The organism is Flavobacteriaceae bacterium (assembly GCA_003443635.1).
Lineage (GTDB): Bacteria > Bacteroidota > Bacteroidia > Flavobacteriales > Flavobacteriaceae > AU392.
This window is the reverse complement of sequence record CP031964.1, coordinates 1,107,356-1,130,099: the sequence shown is the minus strand read 5'-3', so window position 1 is coordinate 1,130,099 and position 22,744 is coordinate 1,107,356. Positions and strand designations below refer to the sequence as shown.

The 22,744-nt window shown below is 31.9% G+C and carries 24 protein-coding genes; 6 read left to right on the top strand and 18 right to left on the bottom strand.

The annotated features are described in order from the left end of the window. The first annotated feature begins 104 nt into the window (after positions 1 to 104). Entirely contained in the window at positions 105 to 3,374 is a 3,270-nt protein-coding gene (locus D1817_05040; GenBank protein ID AXT19258.1) for a protease, read from the top strand. A 62-nt stretch (positions 3,375 to 3,436) separates the two neighbouring features. Here D1817_05040 and D1817_05035 read toward each other — a convergent pair whose 3' ends face one another. Genes D1817_05035 through D1817_05010 form a run of 6 tightly spaced genes read right to left on the bottom strand, consistent with a single transcriptional unit; the run spans position 3,437 to position 7,401 of the window. Then, positions 3,437 to 4,363: a hypothetical protein gene (locus D1817_05035; GenBank protein AXT19257.1), complete on the bottom strand. Its 927-nt coding sequence runs from the start codon at positions 4,361 to 4,363 to the stop codon at positions 3,437 to 3,439. Continuing rightward, positions 4,363 to 4,911 (bottom strand): hypothetical protein, encoded by a 549-nt coding sequence (locus tag D1817_05030; GenBank protein ID AXT19256.1) that lies wholly within the window; start codon positions 4,909 to 4,911, stop codon positions 4,363 to 4,365. Before D1817_05030 ends, D1817_05035 begins: the two co-directional genes overlap by 1 nt. Before the next feature lie 2 nt (positions 4,912 to 4,913). Next, positions 4,914 to 5,291, bottom strand: a complete 378-nt coding sequence (locus tag D1817_05025) for a mCpol domain-containing protein (GenBank protein ID AXT19255.1) — start codon at positions 5,289 to 5,291, stop codon at positions 4,914 to 4,916. Next, positions 5,284 to 5,913 (bottom strand): hypothetical protein, encoded by a 630-nt coding sequence (locus tag D1817_05020; protein AXT19254.1) that lies wholly within the window; start codon positions 5,911 to 5,913, stop codon positions 5,284 to 5,286. The genes D1817_05025 and D1817_05020 overlap by 8 nt, the downstream gene beginning before the upstream one ends. Then, positions 5,910 to 6,137 carry a hypothetical protein gene (locus tag D1817_05015; protein ID AXT19253.1) on the bottom strand — a complete coding sequence of 76 codons (228 nt, stop codon included), beginning with the start codon at positions 6,135 to 6,137 and terminating at the stop codon, positions 5,910 to 5,912. The genes D1817_05020 and D1817_05015 overlap by 4 nt, the downstream gene beginning before the upstream one ends. 7 nt (positions 6,138 to 6,144) lie before the next feature. Continuing rightward, on the bottom strand, positions 6,145 to 7,401 hold the full coding sequence (locus D1817_05010; protein AXT19252.1) for a hypothetical protein: 1,257 nt from the start codon (positions 7,399 to 7,401) through the stop codon (positions 6,145 to 6,147). 411 nt (positions 7,402 to 7,812) lie between these two features. Here D1817_05010 and D1817_05005 point away from each other — a divergent pair, with 411 nt between their 5' ends. From D1817_05005 to D1817_04985, 5 genes are all read left to right on the top strand, one after another. Further along, positions 7,813 to 8,160, top strand: coding sequence for a hypothetical protein (locus D1817_05005; protein ID AXT19251.1), 348 nt, complete (start codon positions 7,813 to 7,815; stop codon positions 8,158 to 8,160). Between the two features lie 262 nt (positions 8,161 to 8,422). After that, a complete protein-coding gene (locus D1817_05000) occupies positions 8,423 to 9,034 on the top strand; it encodes a hypothetical protein (GenBank protein ID AXT19250.1) in 612 nt (203 codons plus the stop codon). Between the two features lie 107 nt (positions 9,035 to 9,141). Further along, entirely contained in the window at positions 9,142 to 9,936 is a 795-nt protein-coding gene (locus D1817_04995; GenBank protein ID AXT19249.1) for a hypothetical protein, read from the top strand. Positions 9,937 to 10,090: 154 nt separating this feature from the next. Beyond that, the gene (locus tag D1817_04990) at positions 10,091 to 10,276 is read left to right on the top strand and encodes a hypothetical protein (GenBank protein ID AXT19248.1); all 186 of its coding nucleotides are present in this window, start codon (positions 10,091 to 10,093) and stop codon (positions 10,274 to 10,276) included. 261 nt (positions 10,277 to 10,537) lie between these two features. Beyond that, entirely contained in the window at positions 10,538 to 11,119 is a 582-nt protein-coding gene (locus tag D1817_04985) for a hypothetical protein (GenBank protein AXT19247.1), read from the top strand. A gap of 21 nt (positions 11,120 to 11,140) precedes the next feature. Here D1817_04985 and D1817_04980 read toward each other — a convergent pair whose 3' ends face one another. The 12 genes from D1817_04980 to D1817_04925 all read right to left on the bottom strand — a co-directional run bounded on the left by D1817_04980 (position 11,141) and on the right by D1817_04925 (position 22,723). Further along, positions 11,141 to 12,424, bottom strand: coding sequence for a hypothetical protein (locus D1817_04980; protein AXT19246.1), 1,284 nt, complete (start codon positions 12,422 to 12,424; stop codon positions 11,141 to 11,143). A 68-nt stretch (positions 12,425 to 12,492) separates the two neighbouring features. Further along, positions 12,493 to 12,747, bottom strand: a complete 255-nt coding sequence (locus D1817_04975) for a hypothetical protein (GenBank protein ID AXT19245.1) — start codon at positions 12,745 to 12,747, stop codon at positions 12,493 to 12,495. A 43-nt stretch (positions 12,748 to 12,790) separates the two neighbouring features. Beyond that, positions 12,791 to 13,705 carry a hypothetical protein gene (locus D1817_04970; GenBank protein ID AXT19244.1) on the bottom strand — a complete coding sequence of 305 codons (915 nt, stop codon included), beginning with the start codon at positions 13,703 to 13,705 and terminating at the stop codon, positions 12,791 to 12,793. A gap of 159 nt (positions 13,706 to 13,864) precedes the next feature. Next, positions 13,865 to 14,560 carry a CPBP family intramembrane metalloprotease gene (locus D1817_04965; GenBank protein AXT19243.1) on the bottom strand — a complete coding sequence of 232 codons (696 nt, stop codon included), beginning with the start codon at positions 14,558 to 14,560 and terminating at the stop codon, positions 13,865 to 13,867. A 72-nt stretch (positions 14,561 to 14,632) separates the two neighbouring features. Then, the gene (locus D1817_04960) at positions 14,633 to 15,238 is read right to left on the bottom strand and encodes a Crp/Fnr family transcriptional regulator (GenBank protein AXT19242.1); all 606 of its coding nucleotides are present in this window, start codon (positions 15,236 to 15,238) and stop codon (positions 14,633 to 14,635) included. Between the two features lie 251 nt (positions 15,239 to 15,489). Continuing rightward, the gene (locus D1817_04955; protein AXT19241.1) at positions 15,490 to 16,449 is read right to left on the bottom strand and encodes an arginase; all 960 of its coding nucleotides are present in this window, start codon (positions 16,447 to 16,449) and stop codon (positions 15,490 to 15,492) included. 82 nt (positions 16,450 to 16,531) lie between these two features. Continuing rightward, on the bottom strand, positions 16,532 to 17,818 hold the full coding sequence (locus tag D1817_04950; GenBank protein AXT19240.1) for a citrate synthase: 1,287 nt from the start codon (positions 17,816 to 17,818) through the stop codon (positions 16,532 to 16,534). Between the two features lie 185 nt (positions 17,819 to 18,003). After that, positions 18,004 to 19,293: a phosphopyruvate hydratase gene (locus tag D1817_04945; GenBank protein AXT19239.1), complete on the bottom strand. Its 1,290-nt coding sequence runs from the start codon at positions 19,291 to 19,293 to the stop codon at positions 18,004 to 18,006. Positions 19,294 to 19,300: 7 nt separating this feature from the next. After that, positions 19,301 to 20,404 carry a carbamoyl-phosphate synthase small subunit gene (locus D1817_04940; GenBank protein AXT19238.1) on the bottom strand — a complete coding sequence of 368 codons (1,104 nt, stop codon included), beginning with the start codon at positions 20,402 to 20,404 and terminating at the stop codon, positions 19,301 to 19,303. A 90-nt stretch (positions 20,405 to 20,494) separates the two neighbouring features. Then, positions 20,495 to 20,968 carry a 50S ribosomal protein L17 gene (locus tag D1817_04935; GenBank protein AXT19237.1) on the bottom strand — a complete coding sequence of 158 codons (474 nt, stop codon included), beginning with the start codon at positions 20,966 to 20,968 and terminating at the stop codon, positions 20,495 to 20,497. A gap of 61 nt (positions 20,969 to 21,029) precedes the next feature. After that, positions 21,030 to 22,022 carry a DNA-directed RNA polymerase subunit alpha gene (locus D1817_04930; GenBank protein ID AXT19236.1) on the bottom strand — a complete coding sequence of 331 codons (993 nt, stop codon included), beginning with the start codon at positions 22,020 to 22,022 and terminating at the stop codon, positions 21,030 to 21,032. A 95-nt stretch (positions 22,023 to 22,117) separates the two neighbouring features. Beyond that, a complete protein-coding gene (locus D1817_04925; GenBank protein ID AXT19235.1) occupies positions 22,118 to 22,723 on the bottom strand; it encodes a 30S ribosomal protein S4 in 606 nt (201 codons plus the stop codon). Between the last annotated feature and the right edge of the window lie 21 nt (positions 22,724 to 22,744).

Genomic DNA, 22,744 nt, shown 5'->3' with positions numbered 1-22,744 from the left:
TTACAGTTTTAAAGTTAACCAAAACTCGCAACAAAATCTTAAAGCACCATAGATTGTAACCAAAAATCTTTAAATTCGTCAAATTCAGACTAAAATCAATCCTTATGAAACTCTTTTCAATAGCTACATTTAGATTTTTTATATCTATAAGCATCACATTTTTCACGACAGTATCGATAGCACAAGGTACACGATTATTAAGGCAACCAACTATAAGCAATACACATATTGCGTTTACTTATGGTGGCGATCTATGGGTGACTCCATTAAACAGTACTAATGCTATCAGGTTAACAAGTACAGCTGCAGTAGAGTCTGATCCACATTTTTCACCCGATGGGCAACACATCGCTTTTACTTCTAACCGTTCTGGTAGTAATGCTGTATATACGGTTTCTGTAAATGGTGGAGATGTAACACGTTTAACTTGGCATCCTAGTGCTGCTTTAGCTCGTGGTTGGACACCAGACGGGAAACATATTTTGTATGCTACATCTCGCAACTCTGCTCCTAGTGGTTTTAATCGTTTATGGACAGTTTCTAAAGATGGTGGTCCGTCGACAATGTTAAACCAACAATGGGGAGCTCGTGGTTCTTTTTCTCCTAATGGAAAACAAATAGCTATCGATAGAGTAAGCAGATGGGATACTGAATGGCAGGAATATCGCGGAGGGCAAAATACACCACTGATTGTATTAGATCTAAAAACCAATGAAGAGGTTTTATTACCAAATGAAAAAACGACTGATGTTCACCCACTATGGATGGGAGATCTAATTTATTTCTTATCCGATAGAGATTTTACAAGTAACCTTTGGTCTTTTAATCCAAAAACAAAAGATTTAACACAAGTTACTACACATAAAGGTTCTGATATTAAAGCCATTTCTGGAAACGGAAATTTAATAGCTTTTGAAAGAGATGGTTATTTACATACCTTAAATCCATCTACAGGAAACACCACACAATTACAAATTAATGTTACTGGTGACTTTCCTTGGGCTGAAACAAAATGGGAAGATGTAAGCAGGCGAAGTCGCTCTGCTTCTTTATCGCCTAATGCTAAACGTGCTATTGTAGAAGCCCGTGGAGAAATTTTTACGATCCCTGTAGAAAATGGAAATGCGAGAAATATTACCCAAAATTCTAATACTGCAGATCGTGCACCAATATGGTCGCCTAAAGGTGATGAAGTAGCTTGGTTTTCGGATGCTGGAGGTAAAGGTTACTCCTTAATGATTGCTAATCAAGATGGGTTATCTAAACCTAGAAGTATTTCTATTGGCGAATCTAAATTAGGTTGGGAGCCCACCTGGTCTCCTGATGCTAAATATATTGCTTTTGTAGATGATGATGTTCGAATACGAATTGTTGATCTTGAAGTTAAATCCATAAAAACAGTTGATGTTGGCGGGAATAATTTAGAAAGAGGACGATTAGGCTTAACTTGGTCTAAAGATTCGCAATGGTTAGCTTATGCTAAATCTGGATCTAACAACTTCAGACAAGTTCATGTTTGGTCTTTAAAAGATAATACGGTAAAAGCGATTACAAATGCTTTTGCAGATTCGTTTTCTCCATCTTGGGATACAGATGGGCATCACCTATATTTTTTAGCAAGTACCAATTTAGCACTTGGTTCTGGTTGGGCAAATACCAGCGCCATAACAGCTAATCCAAATTATGCAGCTTATGTGGTGAATCTTAGAAAAGATGACCCTTCTACTTTTAAACCTAAAAGTGATGAAGAAAGTGTAAAAAAAGAAGATAAAAAGAGTGGTGATAAAGCAAAATCTGAAAAAGATTCTAAAAAAGAAGATAATGGTGTTACTATAGATTTTGAAGGTATAGAGCGCCGTACTGATGCATTACCAATGCCGGTTCGTAATTATGGATCCACATATAAAGGTGCAAAAGGCACCGTATTTATTTCTGAACGTATTCCTAATTCGCCTGGAGTAACATTACATAAATATAGTATTGAAAAAGGTAAAGCTGCAGAGTTTACCAAGGGAGCTTCACAAATTTCGGTATCTACAGATGGAAAACATATGTTAGCTCGAATTGGCTCGAATTGGAAAGTCATAAAAACTTCTGGAGCCAATGCCAAGAGCGGAAAGACATTAAAAGTAGATTTAAAAATGAAATTGAATCGCGCCGAAGAGTGGTCTCAAATGTTTGAAGAAGCCTGGCGTTATGAGCGTGATTATTTTTACGACCCTAATTTACATGGTCGTGATTGGAATAAAGTATACAAGCGTTACGCTCCATTAATTCCTTTTGTAAAACACCGTAGTGACCTAAATTACATTTTAGATCAAATGAATGGTGAGTTATCTGTAGGACATAGTTTTGTTCGTGGTGGTGATTTCCCAAGAGTAGATCGCAGTACGATTGGTTTATTAGGTGCCGATTTGGTTGCTGATAAAAACCGTTGGAAAATAACACGTATTTATACAACCGAAAGTTGGAATCCTGGGTTATCTAGCCCCTTAGATCGTCCTGAGTTAAAAATAGAAGAAGGTTATTATCTTGTTGGTATTAATGGGAAAGAGTTGACTGCTAATGACGACCCTTATCAATTTTTAGATGGTACAGCAGGGCAGCAAACGATTTTACACATTAATAAAGTTGCCAATTTTAAAGATTCCTGGAAGGAGATCGTAGAACCTATTCGTAGTGAAAATGCATTGCGTCAACGTGCCTGGGTAGAAGATAACAGACGTTTGGTCGATAAGCTTTCTAACGGAAAATTAGCCTATATCTGGGTACCAAATACTGGAGGCCCAGGGTTTGTCTCTTTTAATCGTTATTACTTTGCACAACAAGATAAACAAGGTGCTGTTATTGATGAGCGTTTTAATGGTGGTGGTTTACTAGATGATTATATGGTAGATTTAATGACGAGAAGTCTTAGAGCCGGATTAACTAATGAAGTTCCTAACGGACAAACAAAACCAATGCGTTTGCCTGCTGGTATTTTAGGACCAAAAGTGTTATTAATTAATGAGCTTGCAGGTTCTGGAGGAGATTTCTTTCCTTGGGTATTTCGCCAACAAAATGCAGGGCCACTAATTGGTGCAACCACCTGGGGTGGTTTGGTAAAATCGTCTACACATTATGCTTTAATAGATGGAGGCTCATTAACCGCACCAGACAATGCGGTGTTTGATCCTATTAATAACAAATGGGTAGCAGAAAATGAAGGTGTAGCTCCAGATATTGCTGTGCGTCAAGATGCTAAAGCATTAAACACTGGTAGAGACCCTCAATTAGAACGCGCTGTAAAAGAGGCATTACGATTATTGCAATTACAAGGAGAAATTAAGGTAAGACCTCCTGCATATTCAACACCAGCGGTAAAGAAAAATTAGGTTTTATAACGAGATTATGATATGTGGCGTACCAAAGGGTATGCCATCATAATCATATGTTATTAACTATTTTTCATTTCTAAATATTCTCTTCGAATTTGTTTGAGTTTTTTTCCTTTGAATTTCCATGAACTCCATCCATTTACTGTTCTTCTTGTGCTTCCTGCATCTTTAATACCACACATTGCTGCGTAGCTTAACGACGTAAAGGTTTTACCCAATACTTCTAGTGAGCCATTTTCTAGAATTATAGCTGTGTACTTTTTTCTTTTACCATCTCTTGCTTTGTAGGACATTATTAATTCGTCTCCAACATTTAATATGTCTTCTTCTATTAAATCTGAAAGTTTAACATTGTAAGTTGCTATTTTCTTTTTACCATTTGAACTACTAGTTGAGGTATCAATATCTGGTCTGTTTTCATCTGGGAATTGATATCCAATATTTGTTTCATTTCCGAATTCAACGAACTTATTGATTAACCATAGTTTTACTTGGAATTTTAAAGTTTCTGCCCATTGTTTTAAATCTTCCGTTATTCTGTCTATAGGTATTGCAATTATAGGTTCTTGTTCTAATATTTCTGCTAATTCTTTTCGAATATGGATATCTCTTATTTCTAAGTCTCTAAATTTTTCTTTTGTGTTATCATCTGTCTCGAATTGCTTTATCGCTAATTCTATTATTTGTTGTTTTGATTCAAGTTGAGCTGCAGCTATTACCTGCTTGCTGACTTGAGGAGCTATATGAGACCATACACTATGTTTAGCAAGTTCAGCTTCCATCAGATACCAAGATCTTGATTCAAGATCAATTGCGAAGCCATCTGGAATTGTTCCCGATCCATCTGAGGTTTTTATTTTCTTTTTAGGAAGAAAAATTGAATTTGACCCAAATATTAATTCGTAGTTTTCAATTACTACGTCTTCTAATTCCTGTTCAGAATCGAAATTAGCTTCAATGAATTGTATTTTGTTGACTATGAGCATTAAGTATAATTATTAGAATTTAGAATTGATTGAAGTAATTTGTTTGACATTTCAAAGTTTTCTTTTTGAAGATGAAGTTTTTTGAAGTCTTTAATACCATGAAAAAGATTATTTCTAAAACGAGATACAATTGTTACAACTACTTTCACTTTATTTAAGTCTGTAGGGTTATCAGATATAAGTGTTTCTCTCACTAAATCTGGATTATCATTATTTCTTAAATATAAATATTCAAATCTCTCGTTTGTTTCATTGTTGTTTATATATCGATTTTTACAATAATCAAATGTTTCACTTATTATTTCTTGATCTAAATTAATATCTGCTAATTTATCTTCGATTTGATTAACAGAGAATCTTGTTTCAAATATTAAATTTTCAAAAATATTCCAGAGCAATGTAAAATTTTGAATCTCTTTTAATTGATCTGTTTCTAAAGCTATATCGTATTTGTTATTTAACCAATCTATCATTTTAAAATTTAATTGCTGATAACGTTCCGTGTATGGTGTCGTAGCATCCCAAAGGGTGCTATGCACAATACACATTGTTATCTGTTTTTACTTTCTACTATTTTATCTTTTCCTGATACTTTTGCAATTCGTAAGTTCAACAAGCATTGAGTTATAGTTGACCCAACTCCAATACTAATAGAGAAGCCTGTTCTCAATTTAAATTCCGATTTGACTTTTTTTAAGAAATTTATATCGAATTCATTTTTATTAACAGAGAATAAAATATCGTCAGACCCTTTCATAAGTACTACTCTTGTATGCTTTTCTTGAATCATATCTACGATTAAGTTGATGTTTTCTTGAATCATATCATGCACGTGCTGAGCTTTCTTAGGGTCAGATTCTAACAAAGCTAATTCAATGCTGTCGCCTGCATTGTCTACATCTAATCGAATAAATATATTGTTACCCATTATTTTTCAAAGATTTAGCATCATTAAAAGAATCTACAATTTCGCTTGAAACAAAGGAAACATTAATCTTTCCATTGGTCTTTTGGTTGCTCCAATATCTCCCAACCAATTCTTTAGGATTTGAATCAATTAGTCTAAGTTCAGTAGCTCCCTCTTGAAGAATTTCATTGTCATCTTGACTTGTTTCTTTACGATACAAGTACGCTACATTTTTTAGGCCAGTTTCTTTTTTAAGAGCCATGGTTTCCGAGTATGAAATACCAATAAACGAATTTGTAAAAGTTGTAAAATGAATTCTTAAAAAGCTTTGTCTTATAACTAGATAAAACTCTATGTCTCCAACTTTTTCTCCATTTTCATCTTCCCAATCTGACTTTAATGTGCCAGACCATGTACCACTTAGGTTTGGTCGATAAAATATTTTATTTAACATCCACCATTTCCATCCATATGAAAAGTAAAATGCCCAAAATAAAGTTGTAATAGTTATCCCAAAACTAATAGCTTTTAATCCATCAGTTAAATTAAATCTTTTATCTAGTATAGCTATGTATACTACTCCAATTAATGTAGCTAATGCAATTGAAATAGTTACAATTAGCTTTAATTCATCTTTCTTCATTTTTCTTGGTTATAAACATAATCCACACCATTTTCTTTATTAGTTGAAACATTAAGTCCAGCTAAATAATGTAATTGTCTCATTGGTGAAGAAAGTTGACCTAATTGGTCAAAAGCTCTTTCTCTACCACTATGAATTACAAATGATAAATCACCAAGAAACCATTTGGTATCATAAGTGGAAACCAATTCTTTAAGCTTTTCGGATTTTTCTTTTAAACTCAACTTTTGACTACTTATTGATTATTTTGCTTAAAAAGTCATTCGGCATTGTTGGTCCTGAATCTTCTTTTAAAAGCCCGGTATCAACTCTGCTAAATAAAGATTGTAATATTAATTTCCTATCATCATCACTTACAGTTGTGTCGTTCAATAAGGCTAAATAAAAGAAAGTGAGTGTATGTCTTTCTTCCGCGTCTCTTGCCAAATGAAATGAACTAAACATAACTTTGGTCAATGCTCTTATTGCATACGCCAATAAGGAAATTAATGTGATGAAAACTAAAGACCATCTCACAATCGCAGTTGTATTGCCATTAAATACATTTTGAAAAATCCAATCTGGTGATGTAAACAATAATACTGATAAAAAGATTGCCGATAAACTAACTAACCACAGAATTATAGTTCTTGAAGTTTTAGCATCTTTATAATATTTAGAAGATTTTTTGCTCCAATAACGAGCAGGTTTTTCGAGCTTAAGTTTCTCTGTATAAGTGTTTTCTAAATTTAAAATTTTCTTTTTTGAATCAGAATCAAATGTTGAAAATTTATTCTGAATTTTACTATACCACTCGTCAAATGCTGTCTCTTTGTTGGTTTTAAGTTCATCTATTTTACCAGCATAATTTTCATATTCTTTGTTGGCATTTGTTAGATGCTCGATGAGTTCATTTTCTGATTTGACAATTTGTTTTTGAAAATCATTTCTTAACCTACTGATTGATGCCTTTTCTTTATCCCTTCTTTGAGTAATCTCTGTATGGTCTTTTAATTCAAATTCATAGGCGAGAATTGCTCCAATCAGCTCGTCCCTATTGTTTGTTCTATGTTGACCAATGGTAAAAAGATAAGCTCCTTGAAAAGAAGAAGGGAATTTATTATGAACATCAATTAGGAATTCGGTTTGTGGCGAATCGTAAGTAAAAAATGGACTATTTTGATTATAGCTTTGTAATTGAGTTTGTTCATTTCTCCAATAACTAACTAAATTGCTTTGATGGTCATTTTGTCTTAAATCGACAAAATTTTCTATTCGAGATTTTAGATTTATAAAGTATCTTTTTGAATTGGACAATTCGTTCGGGATGCTATTACCATATTTTTCCCAACCTTTGACTTGTTCGGTCAGGAATCTGTGTATAGAACTTACTCCTTTAAAACGTCTGGAAAAATTAATTTTCGGGTATTCAATTGATATCTCAATAGTATTAAACCATTCGGCGTTTTCTGATTTGGCAATTATTTTTCTAATCTCTGTAGTTCTCATTTTTCAGCTTGTGGTTAACAATTGGATATACGTATTACGTATATATCTATTATATAAACACTTTTTAATTATTATAAATACATATGATAGCATACCTTAAATAGGTAGCCATGCTACACTATTTATTCAAACAAATTAATCATGTAAGGGGAATTAATTTTTAGTCCTGAAGCGCATAAAGGACTATCTCAAATGTAAGAAGTTTTTTATAACCAAACAATATATAAAAGCAATTTGATTCTGTTTCTTGAATTCTCAATCTAATAAAACACTTCGTTTCGCGAAGCTAGCTGATAACCAATAATTCGAGATTATTTCGAAGTTAACTCCTCTAATTATTGTTCAAGAATTTATTATCTTTTCATTCTGAAAAACTGAACTACATTTAGCAGGGCGTTACCAGCAATAAGAGTGAAAAATAAAGAAGATATTATAGAATACATTTCAATTTATTGCACAGCTTTTTACAACGAAGTAGAGAAAAAAGCCATGAGACATCATGTAGCTCAGGTGAAATTTCTACCATACAAGGATCGAGTTGAGAAAATGACTATTGCCTATGAAAGGGATAATTCGAGTGATCCGGAAGTTTTAAAATTATTAAAAAATGGAATTCAAGAATTTCATAAGAATGCAGCAGCAAGGGTTTTTAATGAACACTTCAATGAATTGGCGTTGAATACGTGTTCTAATTGTGGTGGAATAGCAAGAACCCCAACAGCTAAGCAATGTAGATATTGTGGGTATGATTGGCATTAAAATGAAACCTCCTACTACACCGTTGTTTGTTATATATATTATTTAAATATTCTCTATCAATGTTTTTGTAACATCCTCTAAAACTTCGAAAGCCGTTTCTGCCCTTTTATTATCTTTAGTACCTAACGTGTATAGCTAATTGCCTGCTTCTAGCCTGCTTGGAAAATTCTTTCGAAATTTCCTCTGGTTCGTTTTTGTTTGCTAACTTAGTTCTTAACTAACACAACTAACCATACACAAACATGTTGTAAATAATGCGAGAATGAACAAAACGATAAGCCTCATAATAATTATTTTGATTTTTAGTTGTGGAACTAAAAACCTACATCAGAATCGGGTTTTTATTCAAGATGACAAACTTTATGGAGAACTTGAAAATGGAATTCCTGAAAAAGATTCATTGATTGAGCTCAAAAACAAAAAAGGAACAGTTATCGGAATTGGAAAAATGGCAGTTGAAAATAATGATGTTAGTTTTTTAAAGTTTGATTTATGGAAAGAATATAATTCAAATGGAATTTTATCAGCAGAAGGAAATTATAAAATAAGTTCTTATATAGATTGCTGTACAGCTGGAGCTTGCCGAGTGTTCTATTATTACCGAATTGGAAAATGGAAATACTTTAAGGAAAATGGAGAATTGGACTTTACACTTGATTTTGTTCCTAAAGAACATTCTGTCGATACAAGATGCCAAGGTGGAGATAAAATGATTTTCGGAATTGTAGAAAATATTCCATTGGAATATTGGGACAGAGTTACAATAAACAAGATTTATGAATTACAAAAGATTTCTTTTTCTCATTCTTATACAATAAGTACTATGATTCCACTAAACGGGAAAATGTATTACGAGACGGAAAATGATTTCTAAAACATAAGCACTACTTGGCAACAACATGTACAAAAAATTGCTAAATTAGTTACCTAATTCACAACGAAATCATACACAAAACCGTTAGTCACAAGTTGAACATACTGTTGAAAATCATACTTCACATAATAATTATAATCCTTTTAACTGCTGTTACTCAAATTGGTGGAATAATTTATCTGTTTTCTTTGCTTCTAATCAAAAAGAAAACTAAAAAGAGAAGATTAAAGCGAATCGGAATTTTCGTAACATTATACTTATTTACGACATATTTGATTGTACCCAACCTCGCTCCTACTTTTGGTCGTGAAAAAATAAAAGAAACGGAATTTTTACAAGCTCATTCATTTTTTTATAAACTAGCAAATAGAAATTATGTTAAACCTGAATTAAACAAAGCAATTGGTAGAATAGCCAACGAATTTGAAAAAAGAAATAGTGGGATTAAAATGATTTACCTAGATGCAAACTTTCCATTTATTGACAAATTCCCTTTACTACCACATTTGAGTCATAACGACGGAAAAAAAATAGATGTTTCTCTCATTTATGAAAATCAAAATGGAAAACTCACTAACAAAAAACTTTCAGTAAGTGGCTATGGAGCTTATGAAAGTCCAACTGAAAAAGAATACGATCAAATTTCTATTTGTAAAAACAAAGGAAGTTGGCAATACGATTTTCCAAAATACATAACTTTTGGAAAAATTAATAAGGACATAAAGTTTTCAGAAAAAGGAACTCTAGAATTAATAAATCTAATTCTTAAACAAAATGTGGTTGAAAAACTATTTATCGAACCTCATTTAAAAAATCGACTGAATTTAAGAAATGAGAAAGTAAGATTTCATGGTTGCCAAGCTGTGAGGCATGACGACCACATACATTTTCAGTTAAAGTAAAATCAGTGGTTAAAATTGTTAGTTCTGTGTATACTCGGAAAATCCTAAGGAATTTCCTCTGGTTCGTTTTTGTTTACTAAATTAGTCCTAATACAACGAAACCATACACAACACGTTGGCATTCATTAGCGGAAAGCACTCAAATAGATAAAAAATGATTAAAAGAAACCTAGCATCAATTTTAATAATAATTTCAAGTATTATAAGTGTCTTGAATGTTGATTATTCTAATATTTCAGAACCAAAACAATATTGGTCGTTAATTATATCTTCTTTTATTATTTTGGCTTCAGTAATATTAATTTTTAGTACGGAATCAAAATTTAAAAACAAAATATAGTATCAAACAATACGTATCACTACGTATATGATGTTGAATCATACAACTTAGAGATTGTAATACCCATCAATTAATTTAAATGTTATAAAAAAACACTCATCTATTTTTTAATTTTCGCTATAACTAAAGTTTAATATTATTTTGTATATTTGATTACTGTCTTGACTCTTAAGCAATTAACTTGATCTTCTTTAGTTGAATAATCAATTAAAAAGAAGTTTTATGCTACAATATATTCTTATTTTTTTATTACTCGTCTTATTGATAATTGGAGTGTTTTTTTTAGCTCGTAGAAGAGGTAGAACTAAATGGAGTAGAACTTACACGCCTCCATCGTTTAATAAATCTGAAAGCAATAGTAATGTAACCACTTCTGATGCTATTGCTGGTTCTAGTTTTGACACTCAAACAGGAAGTTTTATTGCATCGTCTGCAGTTGACGGGCTAGGTAAAGCAACTGGAGAAGGGGCAATAGGTCATAAGGTTACATTTGGAGGAAGCCAAGCTGGACGAATTGAAGTAACTTTAACTTATGAGTATAGAACTAAAGTTGAAATAACAGATGGCCCTGCATCTGCCTATGCAAATATTAATGCAGTAATGGCGCCTTTATCTCATAGTATTGCTGATGATAGTTTAAATGTCATTGGCTTGATCGAAAATCCTGCTACTGGATTAACATTATCAAGTCATACTTTTAGAGCTGCAGCTGTGCCAAATCAGGAATTTGAAGTCGTATTAGATGTTACAACTGGAGCTAGTAGTACTGCGCCAAATGATGCAGCATCGTGTTCTGCAGTAGCAGAAGGAAAACTTAAAATTATAAGTGCTAGAGAATTATAAAAATTATTCAGTATTAAATTTTTATTCTTTATTGAACCATTCTTTTATTACGGTTTCGGTTTGCTTTCCTCTTGGTGTGAAATTGTATGAGCTTCCTAACTCATTTGGAGGAGACCATCTCCATATAAAGACACCTAAAAACCATGATTCGTCCCAAAAGCTTTGAAACGTACTTTCATACAAGTTAACCTGTGTTTCAATATTTACTTCACCTTCAGATCCCCATGGTGTTTTCCCTGCATAATCTTCACTCTCATACCCCCATTCAGTAAAAACAATGGGTTTCCCTACTTTGCGTTGTAGTTTCTCAATCCTATCCTTAACAGGTTGCCATGATATAAGTAATTCTTCTACCTGAGGTGTTTTATTGTCACTCAATGGGAAATAAGCATCAATACCGATAAAATCCAGATCATCCCAAAACGTAATTTGATCAAAACTATCCCAGTTGGCTGCATAGGTAATAGGGCCTTTATATATTTTTCTTACTTTTTTAATTAAAGATCTCCAATAATCAGGCTTTTCTAAAGCCATTACTTTTAATTCAGTTCCGATGCAAAACGCATCCGCATTTATTGAGTCTGCCATAACAGCGTACTTTAAAATATATTGTTCATAAGCATTAGCTATGAGTAACCAGTCATCATCATTTTTTGCCATTAAATCTCCTCGCCAATTCGTTCTTTTACGAACTTTAATATCTACCTTATTAAAGAATTCCTTAGCACTTTTACCATATTCTACAATAGACAGACTATCCGTAAAGTCTACTTCAGGACGTTCCCAATCCGAAACATCTATTCCTGGTTCTAAGTGCGGTTTTAACATTATTTTTAATCCAACTTCTTTCGCTTGCTTAACCCCTTCTAGTATAGCTGTTGATGTTTCTCCGTACCACTGCCCTTCAAAATCATGAACAACTTTTAGGTTATTTTGAAAAAGGGATGCTTCCGGGACTAATGCGACAATGTTTGTACCTACTTCTTTCATTGATGAAAAAGGTTCTGTTCCTAAAGGGCCTCTACCAGGTCCTGTATAATTCATTCCTTTAAATTTCTCAGAAAGAATGTTTTGTGAAAAATTATTGGCAGACTGCTGGCTTTGGTCTGCTTTTGAGGAATTAATACACGAGTATAGTATTGTGAGAATAAGTAAGGTGAAAATTGTTCTCATTTTGAATGCTATATGATTTATAAAACCAATTAATATATAATCAAATATACTGATTAACGTGGTGTGATTATTTTTTTTAAGATATACATAACAACTATTTAATGAAAAGTAAGCTCGCCAGAGCATTTCCATTTACATATTTATACAAAAAAAGCAGCTTGTTAGACTGCTCTTCAGAGGTATATTAATATGATTAGAGTTTAATTATGATACCATGAATAAACTTTTTTAGTTATTTCACGAATTTTATCTTCTTCAATTTCTAATCCATATGTTGACGTTAAATCGCTTTCTATAACTCTTCTTAATTTATCTTTATCATATTCATTTTGTAGATTGAGAATGAGTTTTTCACTGATTTTAATAAATGATTGACTATCTCCAGAGAGCATGATATTACTATTATACAAGATTTTACTTAGCTTATTAATATTATGTCTGTCTAATACTTTCATTTAACTTTTTATATAAAATCATCAAAAATAGATATTCTTATCGTCATTTTTTCCATTTTGTCTTAGTTCCTATTTCAATCATCTTATTATAAATAGTTCTTAAGCCATAAGTTCCTTGTAAACCATAATCTTTTATTTTCTTGACCTCTCCATTTTTAAATTCTATTTCCAAAAAAGCAGTTTGATCATCAGTCCAAGTAACAGCATAGGTGTCTTTTAGTTCTTTGACTCTTATGTAATTTAAGATTGCAGCTAGTGTATTAAATCTTTTGATTGGAAATTTAGTTTTGTACTCACCTTTATAATCAACATACTCTTCTCCTTTATATTCTACATTACCATTTTTATACATTTTTAATGTAAATACAGGGCAAGAACCAAAACAGTAACTGGTTTTTAGCTGTATAGATTTAATATTATAATTTTCTAAAACATCATTTAATTCTAATATATCATCATACTTAAAGCTTAACGTATCAATTAAATTTTTAGAATCGAATTCAAAGAGTCCTGTTTGTGTATATTTTTTATGGAAAATTTTTAACTGGTTTTCACCTTCAACTTTTATTGGTTTTACAAGCTCACACTTTTCAAAAGGGTTCTTATTTATCCTATGTATTTTATAGTCTCCTTGATTTTTATCTATAATTGCAATTGTAAAGTAATCATACAAATAACCTATTACAATTAAATCTGTCAAATTATCATTATTTAGATCTATTTTTTCCCAATTTTTGATACTCCACTTGTTGAATAATCCTCCACAATTTAAATCTTTAGAAATTTCTTTTGTAGATCTGATTTGAAATTCTGCATACTTATCGTTAATGAAATCTTTATTAAATGATTTTACAAATTGTAATACTTCTTCTGTATTATTTAAATTATCAATCTGATTAGAATAAATGTAATTGAATTGAAAAGTTACAATAGTTAGGATTATCAATCTTTTTAGCATAATGTTTAATGTTAGTTTATTTGATACTAAAGTAATTTATCAAAATCTATGCTAAAATTTATTTTGAGTGAATACGATGAATTTATAAGTAAAGTGTTTAATTCAATTATTTAAACAAAAAAGCAGCCTATTAAGACTGCTTGATTGTTTCTTAGATTTCTAATTGACTAATTGAAGGATAGCCATCATAGAGGTTAAGTTAATTAATAAATGTAAAATAATAGAAGGTATTAATCTCTTACTAACAATAAAGATAGTACCAAATACAATTCCACCAGTAACAAGAAAAATAAATCTGTTTGAATAGCCTTGATAACCGTGTATGCCAACAAAAATAACTGCGGCAATTACTAAAGCAATCCATTTATTTATTCCAACTTTTTGAAGTACATTAATAGCAAAACCTCTATATACTATTTCTTCACAAAAACCTGTAGAAAAAACTAGTAACATAAAAAAGAGTCTTTCTATAGTTGTTTTAGGTATTAAACTAGGTAATTTATTCAATTTAGAATCATTTATAACTACACCATCCAATGTGAATTCTGTAAACCCAAAAACAATTAAAGAAACTAGAATAAAGCAAGAGATGAAAATAATAGTTCCTTTTTTTGATAATTTATAACCTATGTCCTTAAAGGTTTTTCCTTGTTCTTTTAAAACAACATATACAGCGTATACAGAAATCCAATGTAAAGCAATTATTATACTCCATACGGGAATATAATAATTAGATTGATGTGAATCAAAAAGTTTTAAAGCAAATGGAGAAGCACAGAATAATATATATAATATTGGAAACCCAATGATAATAAGAAATTCTTTAGATTTTTGAAGTGTAGATTTTTCTTGCATAATAAATAGATTAAGTAATTTATTATGCAAAAGTTGAAAAAATAAATATAATACAACTTACCATATGATAAATCAAATCAAAGTTTTAGTAATTCTACTCAAACTTTGTGGAGTAATCCCTAAATAAGAAGCAATACTTTTTTTTGGAGTTCGGTTTAATAAGTTAGGTACTTGTTCTTTTAATTCTAAAAATCTTTCAGATGCAGTTTTAGTGAGTAGGTTTATTTGCTGTTGTTGCTTTTCAATTAGAAAAACTTCTGTCATTATTCTCGTTATTTTTTCTCCAACAGGTGACTCACTTAGCATTTTTTGAAAATTATAATATGGAATTTGAAATAATTTAGAATCTTCAAGTAATATGGTTTCTAGAGGAGTAGACTGTCGAGTGATAAAAGATGTATAATCTCCAAATTTTTCAAGGTCATATGTTAAATCCAAGCATTTATAATTATTTTCATTCCAAAGTTGAATACTTCCACTTCCTTCAAGTATAATAGAATAGTATTTTTCAACTTGATATGGTTTTTTAAGAATAGTTCCTTTAGGGTAATAAACAACGTCACCTAATGCTGCGAATTTTTTCCAATTCTCTAAACCTCTTACAAAGTAGGGGTCAAATATCGTCTTTAACTTTAAAGCTAAAATTTCTGGCTTTATGTATATATGATGTTTATTCATTTTCAAGAATACTATTACTTGACTAATTTTATTTTTAATATTTGCTAACGCATTTATATAGTTCCTTACTGGTAACTATATATTTTTGTATGTGCACTAAAGTAACAAATTAATCCCAAGCTCACAGAGCATTCCAACTACATAAAAAACAAAAAGCAGCCTGTTAAGACTGCTTTTTTGCTTTGATGATGTTACGTGTTATTTATTAATCAGCTAAAATATTTTAGTTTTAGTTAATCATTGAAGTTATATTAATTTAATGTTTCTTGCAACGTACTGGTGACATTATCCAAAACTTCAAAAGCTGTTTCTGCCATTTTATTGCCTTTAGTATCTAATAACGGATTGACTTCCACAAACTCTAAACAAGTTACTTTTTTGGTTTCTATCAATTTATTGATAATCTGCATCGCCTCGTATTGATCAAAGCCTTTAGCAACCGGTGTTCCTGTACCGTAAGAAATTAAATCACAATCCATACTATCTACATCAAAAGATATATAAATCATATCGCAATCTTTCAGCTTATCTATCGCTTCATTTACAGCTACTTCTAACCCTCTATAACGAACTTCGTCAACACGATAATTTTTGATGTTCAATTTCTCTATCTGCTTATCTTCCGGTGCTTCTGTATCACGTACTCCAAAAAACACTAAATCGTCTGAGTGTATTTTAGGGCCATCAATACCAATATTTTTTATAGCTTCCCAATAGGTATTAGTATCACCAGTAACTTCATTAATCTGACAACTCAGATTATCGTCGCCAAGTGCTGCTGCCAATGGCATACCATGAATATTCCCTGAGGGAGATGTATAAGGTGAATGCAAATCTGCATGTGCGTCAATCCAAACTGCTCCTATTCGCTTATCTGGATTTGCTGCTTTTATACCACTTAAAGTGCCTAACGCTGAAGAATGGTCTCCTGAGATTACTAACGGAAAAACACCTTCGTTTAAATTACGTTCTACTACATTAGATACTCGTAAACATTGATTAAACACATGCTCAATTCGCTTTGCAAATGAGTTGTTTACTTTATTATAAATAGATTCGTTTTCGGTTTCGACATCTTCAAAATTAAAACGTGAAAAATAATTATTATTGATGTTAATTGCAGCAATTTCGATAGCATCAATTCCCATATCTGATCCTCTGGTTCCTGCCCCTATATCCGATCTGTTTTTTATTATTTTTATTTCTTTCATTTCTTATAAAACAAAAAAGCCATTTAGAATTTTGCTAAAAATAAGCATTTTCCAAATGGCATTAATTTATATAATTTAAAAATTATCTTTTCTCTACAGGAACAAAAGTTCTTAAGTTTTCTCCTGTATATATTTGTCTTGGTCGACCAATAGGTTCTTTACGTAAACGCATTTCTCTCCATTGTGCAATCCAACCTGGTAAGCGCCCTAAAGCAAACATTACAGTAAACATTTCTACAGGAATACCCATCGCTCTGTAAATAATACCTGAATAAAAATCTACATTAGGATATAGTTTACGATCTACAAAATACGGGTCTCTAAGTGCTTCTTGCTCTAAGCCTTTAGCAATCTCTAAAATTGGATCTTCTACACCTAAATCTTCTAATACTTCGTCTGCAGCTACTTTTATGATTTTTGCACGTGGATCAAAGTTTTTATATACGCGATGTCCAAAGCCCATTAAACGAAAAGGATCTTCTTTATCTTTGGCTTTACCCATATACTTTTTAGTATCTCCTCCATCTTCTTTTATAGCTTCCAGCATTTCTAAAACTGCTTGATTAGCACCACCATGAAGTGGTCCCCAAAGTGCTGAAATACCTGCTGATAGCGATGCGAACAATCCAGCATGTGATGAGCCTACAATTCTAACAGTAGATGTAGAACAGTTTTGTTCGTGATCTGCATGAAGAATTAGTAATTTATTTAATGCATCTACCACGATTTGATTTTGAACATAACTTTCGTTTGGCTTGCAGAACATCATTTTTAAAACATTCTCTACATAGTCTAAGCTATTATCTCCATAATCTAGTGGTAACCCTTCTTTTTTCCGTAATGTCCAAGCTACCAATACTGGGAATTTCCCTAGTATTTTTATAATTGCATTGTACATTTCCTCTTCAGAATCAACATTTACTGAAGTAGGATTAAATGCCGTTAAAGCACTTGTTAATGAAGACAATACACCCATTGGATGTGCCGACTTTGGAAATGCATCCAATATTTTCTTTACATCGTCATCTACTACAGATTTTGATTTAATATCTGAATGAAATTTATCTAACTGCTCTTTAGTTGGAAGCTCTCCGAATATTAATAAATAAACTACTTCTAAAAAACTTGCTTTTTCTGCGAGTTCTTCAATTGAATATCCTCTATATCTTAAGATTCCTTTCTCTCCATCTAGAAATGTAATATCACTTAAACAAGATCCTGTGTTTTTATAACCTGGATCAATGGTTGTAACTCCATTGGTTGCTCCTCTTAATGTTTTTACATCTATAGCAACTTCATTTTCTGTTCCTGTAAATAATGGAAACTCGTATTTTTGACCGTTAACTTCTAACGTAGCTTTATCTGACATAATCTTAATGTATTTTTGTATGAATTCTTTGTCGAAAGAGATTTTACGAAATTACGAAATATCTAATGATTTATAAAGCAACTCCACAAGGGATTTGGTTTATTTACATTTTAATAACCTCTAAATAAAAAACGCCAATTATTAAAAAATTAATAATTGGCGCTTATATAATGCTAGTTTAAAATTTAATTAATTTTAAATGCTTTCTCTTTTGGGTAGTAAGCCACATTACCTAATTCTTCTTCTATTCTTAGCAGCTGATTATACTTTGCCATACGATCACTACGCGATGCAGATCCTGTTTTAATCTGACCTGTATTTAATGCTACTGCCAGATCGGCAATTGTATTATCTTCTGTCTCACCCGAACGATGTGACATTACCGATGTAAATCCAGCATTATGAGCCATATTTACTGCCGCAATAGTTTCAGATAAAGTACCTATTTGGTTAACTTTAATTAAGATAGAATTTGCAATGCCTTCGTTAATACCTCGAGATAAACGTTCTACATTGGTAACAAACAAATCGTCTCCTACTAGCTGTACTTTATCTCCAATTTTATCAGTTAAATATTTCCATCCTTCCCAGTCATTTTCATCCATACCATCTTCAATAGAGATTATTGGATATTTTAAAGTGAGTTCTGCTAAATAATCTGCTTGTTCTTTACTTGTTCTTACAATGCCTTTATCACCTTCAAATTTTGTGTAATCATATTTTCCATCTACATAAAACTCTGCTGCTGCACAATCTAAAGCAATCATTACATCATCTCCTAGTTTATATCCAGCATTGGATACTGCTTTTGCAATAGTATCTAATGCATCTTCAGTACCTTTTAAAGTAGGTGCAAAACCGCCTTCGTCTCCTACTGCTGTACTAAGATTTCTGTCGTGTAATACTTTTTTAAGGTTGTGAAAAATTTCACTTCCTACTTGTAATGCATGTGTAAAATTATTTGCTTTTACTGGCATTACCATAAATTCTTGAAATGCAATCGGAGCATCACTATGAGAACCTCCGTTTATAATATTCATCATAGGTACTGGAAGTGTGTTCGCACTTACTCCTCCTATATATCGATACAATGGCATACCAAGCTCGTTTGCGGCTGCTTTAGCAACTGCTAACGATACCCCTAAAATAGCATTAGCTCCTAACTTAGATTTGTTTGGAGTTCCATCTATTTCACACATGAGTTGATCTATATAGTTTTGTTCAAAAACAGAAACTCCTAACAATTCTTCAGCTATAATTCTGTTTACATTTTCAATAGCTTTAAGTACACCTTTCCCCATATAAGCATCGCCTCCATCTCTAAGCTCTACAGCTTCATGCTCACCTGTAGATGCTCCTGATGGTACTGCTGCTCTTCCTAAAACTCCATTCTCAGTTTCAACATCAACTTCTACAGTGGGGTTTCCTCTAGAATCAAAAATTTGTCTTGCGTGAACATTAATTATTATACTCATAATGTAATTAATTTGCTTTTATATTATTTATAAATTCATCAAATAAGTATGATGAATCATGTGGTCCTGGGCTCGCTTCAGGATGGTATTGTACTGAGAAGCAGTTTTTACTTTTCATTGCTAACCCCGCAACCGTATGATCATTTAAATGTACGTGCGTAATTTCTAAATCTGAATGATTTTCTGCCTCTTCTCTATTTACTGCAAAACCGTGGTTTTGAGATGTTATTTCTCCTTTACCAGTGATTAAGTTTTTTACTGGATGATTAATCCCTCTGTGCCCATTGTGCATTTTATATGTAGACACACCATTTGCTAAAGCTATAACCTGATGGCCAAGACAAATACCAAATAATGGTAAATTCCTTTTGATAACTTCTTTTGCTAATGCTTGAGCTTCTACCAAAGGTTCTGGGTCTCCAGGTCCGTTAGATAAAAAGTATCCATCTGGATTCCATGCATTCAATTCCTCAAATGTAGCATTATATGGGAATACCTTTATATAAGCATCTCGCTTAGCGAGATTGCGAAGAATATTCTTTTTAATTCCAATATCTAAAGCTGCAATTTTTAGCGACGCATTTTCATCTCCAAAATAATAAGGTTCTTTTGTAGATACTTTTGAAGCTAACTCCAAACCATCCATATTAGGAACTTCTGCTAATTGCTTTTTTAAGTTCTCTATATTATCTACCTCTGTAGAAATAACAGCATTCATTGCTCCATTATCTCTTATATAACTTACTAACGCTCGTGTATCTACATCAGAGATCCCGAAAAGATTATTCGTTTCAAAAAAGTCTTCTAATGATCCATTTGCATCAACTCTAGAGTAATTATAACTAAAGTTTTTACAAATTAACCCAGCAATCTTAATCGAATCTGATTCAACTTCCTGATCATTAACACCATAATTTCCTATGTGTGCATTTGTTGTTACCATTAATTGTCCGAAATAAGAAGGATCTGTAAAGATTTCTTGATAACCTGTCATTCCGGTATTAAAACATACTTCTCCAAAAGCACTTCCTTCTCTACCAATAGCTTTTCCATAAAAAATAGTCCCGTCTGCTAAGAGGATAATTGCTTTTTTACGTGTTTGATATTTCATCAATTAAATTTTTAAAGTTTTGCAAAAATCTATAAAAAAAGGGTAAACTAAAAAAGTTTACCCTTGTATTTTATGAATGCTTATTAACATTTATTCTTCTTCGTTTGAAGCTTTAGTTTCTGCAACTGGAGCAGCAGCGGCTTTACTACCACCTCTTCTACTTCTACGAGTAGTTGCTTTCTTTTTCTGACCTGCATTATAGATTTCGTTATAATCAACTAATTCTATCATTGCCATATCAGCATTATCTCCTAAACGATTTCCAAGTTTAATAATTCTTGTATAACCTCCTGGACGATCACCTACTTTAGCAGCTACATCTCTAAACAATTCTGCTACAGCTTCTTTTTGTCTTAAACGACTAAATACAATACGTCTGTTATGTGTAGTATCTTCTTTAGATTTTGTTACTAAAGGCTCTACAAATTGTTTTAACGCTTTTGCTTTAGCAACGGTAGTGTTAATACGCTTGTGTTCTATTAAAGAACAAGCCATATTAGCTAACATTGCTTTTCTGTGAGCGGTTTTTCTACCTAAGTGGTTTACTTTTTTTCCGTGTCTCATGACATTTTGTTTTAATCATCATCTTGCTACAACTCATTATTGAGGAGCAAAATATGATGTATTAATCTTTATCTAGTTTATATTTACTTAAATCCATACCGAAGTTTAATCCTTTTACATTTACTAGTTCTTCTAGTTCTGTTAAAGATTTTTTACCGAAGTTACGGAACTTCATTAAGTCGTTTTTATTAAATGATACTAAGTCTCCTAATGTATCTACTTCTGCAGCTTTTAAGCAATTAAGCGCACGTACAGAAAGGTCCATATCTATAAGCTTAGTTTTTAATAACTGTCTCATATGAAGTGATTCTTCATCATAAGTTTCAGTTTGTGCAATTTCATCTGCTTCTAATGTGATACGCTCATCAGAGAATAACATGAAGTGGTGAATTAATATTTTTGCAGCTTCAGTTAATGCGTCTTGAGGATTAACAGAACCATCTGTAATGATTTCGAAAATTAATTTTTCGTAATCCGTTTTTTGTTCTACACGATAATTCTCAACACTATACTTAACGTTTTTAATAGGTGTATAAATTGAATCTGTAAAGATTGTTCCTATAGGTGCTGTTGCTTTTTTATTCTCTTCAGCAGGAACATAACCTCTTCCTTTTTCAATAGTAATTTCCATATTAATATTTACTTTAGGGTCTAAGTTACAGATTACTAAATCTGAATTTAGTACTTGGAATCCTGAAATAAATTTTTGAAAATCTCCAGCAGTAATTTGATCCTGACCAGAAATAGAAATTGAAACAGATTCGTTATCAATTTCATCTATTTGGCGCTTAAAACGTACTTGTTTTAAGTTAAGTATAATTTCTGTAACGTCTTCAACGACACCTGCAATCGTAGAAAATTCATGCTCTACACCTTCAATTCTAACCGATGTAATCGCAAATCCTTCTAAAGAAGATAGTAAGACTCTTCTTAAAGCATTTCCCACTGTTAATCCATAACCAGGTTCTAAAGGTCTAAATTCGAATTTACCTTCAAAATCGGTAGAATCGATCATGATTACTTTATCGGGCTTCTGAAAATTTAAAATTGCCATATTTTTCTTCGTTTTAATTGTTATTTAGTTGCGCGATTTATAAGCTTGAAGAAGGCAAATAAATCCTTTGGCTAAATATCAATATGATTAGTTTATTATTTAGAATATAATTCGACTATGAATTGCTCATTAATGTTTTCTGGAATTTGAACTCTTGCAGGAACAGAAACAAATGTTCCTTGCTTAGTATCATTATTCCAAGTAATCCATTCGTAAACATTACTAGAGCTTGCTAATGCAGTTTCGATAGCATCTAATGATTTAGATTTTTCTCTAACTGCAACAACATCTCCTGCTTTTAATGAGTAAGACGGGATATTTACAATTTCACCATTTACGGTAATATGTCTGTGAGATACTAATTGTCTTGCTCCTCTTCTAGAACGAGAAACTCCCATTCTGTAAACAACATTATCTAATCTAGATTCACATAATTGTAACAACACTTCACCTGTAATTCCAGGCGCAGCAGTTGCTTTTTTAAACATATTTCTGAATTGACGCTCTAATACACCATAAGTGTATTTTGCTTTTTGCTTTTCTTGTAACTGAATTGCGTATTCAGATTTTTTTCCACGTCTTCTATTATTTCCGTGTTGCCCTGGAGGATAATTTCTTTTTTCAAAAGATTTATCTTCTCCAAAAATAGCTTCACCAAACTTACGTGCGATTTTAGTTTTAGGACCAGTATATCTTGCCATTTTAAAATTTATTATGAGAGC

Excerpts from the sequence above, each read along its gene's own strand:
- D1817_04980 (AXT19246.1), bottom strand. The coding sequence starts at position 12,424 with ATGGAAATGCTCTGGCGAGCTTACTTTTCATTAAATAGTTGTTATGTA.
- D1817_05010 (AXT19252.1), bottom strand. The coding sequence starts at position 7,401 with ATGAGAACTACAGAGATTAGAAAAATAATTGCCAAATCAGAAAACGCC.
- D1817_05040 (AXT19258.1), top strand. The coding sequence starts at position 105 with ATGAAACTCTTTTCAATAGCTACATTTAGATTTTTTATATCTATAAGC.
- D1817_04935 (AXT19237.1), bottom strand. The coding sequence starts at position 20,968 with ATGAGACACGGAAAAAAAGTAAACCACTTAGGTAGAAAAACCGCTCAC.
- D1817_04925 (AXT19235.1), bottom strand. The coding sequence starts at position 22,723 with ATGGCAAGATATACTGGTCCTAAAACTAAAATCGCACGTAAGTTTGGT.
- D1817_04930 (AXT19236.1), bottom strand. The coding sequence starts at position 22,022 with ATGGCAATTTTAAATTTTCAGAAGCCCGATAAAGTAATCATGATCGAT.
- D1817_05030 (AXT19256.1), bottom strand. The coding sequence starts at position 4,911 with ATGTGTATTGTGCATAGCACCCTTTGGGATGCTACGACACCATACACG.
- D1817_04945 (AXT19239.1), bottom strand. The coding sequence starts at position 19,293 with ATGAGTATAATAATTAATGTTCACGCAAGACAAATTTTTGATTCTAGA.
- D1817_05025 (AXT19255.1), bottom strand. The coding sequence starts at position 5,291 with ATGGGTAACAATATATTTATTCGATTAGATGTAGACAATGCAGGCGAC.
- D1817_05020 (AXT19254.1), bottom strand. The coding sequence starts at position 5,913 with ATGAAGAAAGATGAATTAAAGCTAATTGTAACTATTTCAATTGCATTA.
- D1817_04990 (AXT19248.1), top strand. The coding sequence starts at position 10,091 with ATGATTAAAAGAAACCTAGCATCAATTTTAATAATAATTTCAAGTATT.
- D1817_04960 (AXT19242.1), bottom strand. The coding sequence starts at position 15,238 with ATGAATAAACATCATATATACATAAAGCCAGAAATTTTAGCTTTAAAG.
- D1817_05035 (AXT19257.1), bottom strand. The coding sequence starts at position 4,363 with ATGCTCATAGTCAACAAAATACAATTCATTGAAGCTAATTTCGATTCT.
- D1817_05000 (AXT19250.1), top strand. The coding sequence starts at position 8,423 with ATGAACAAAACGATAAGCCTCATAATAATTATTTTGATTTTTAGTTGT.
- D1817_04975 (AXT19245.1), bottom strand. The coding sequence starts at position 12,747 with ATGAAAGTATTAGACAGACATAATATTAATAAGCTAAGTAAAATCTTG.
- D1817_04955 (AXT19241.1), bottom strand. The coding sequence starts at position 16,449 with ATGAAAGAAATAAAAATAATAAAAAACAGATCGGATATAGGGGCAGGA.
- D1817_04950 (AXT19240.1), bottom strand. The coding sequence starts at position 17,818 with ATGTCAGATAAAGCTACGTTAGAAGTTAACGGTCAAAAATACGAGTTT.
- D1817_04940 (AXT19238.1), bottom strand. The coding sequence starts at position 20,404 with ATGAAATATCAAACACGTAAAAAAGCAATTATCCTCTTAGCAGACGGG.
- D1817_04965 (AXT19243.1), bottom strand. The coding sequence starts at position 14,560 with ATGCAAGAAAAATCTACACTTCAAAAATCTAAAGAATTTCTTATTATC.
- D1817_04970 (AXT19244.1), bottom strand. The coding sequence starts at position 13,705 with ATGCTAAAAAGATTGATAATCCTAACTATTGTAACTTTTCAATTCAAT.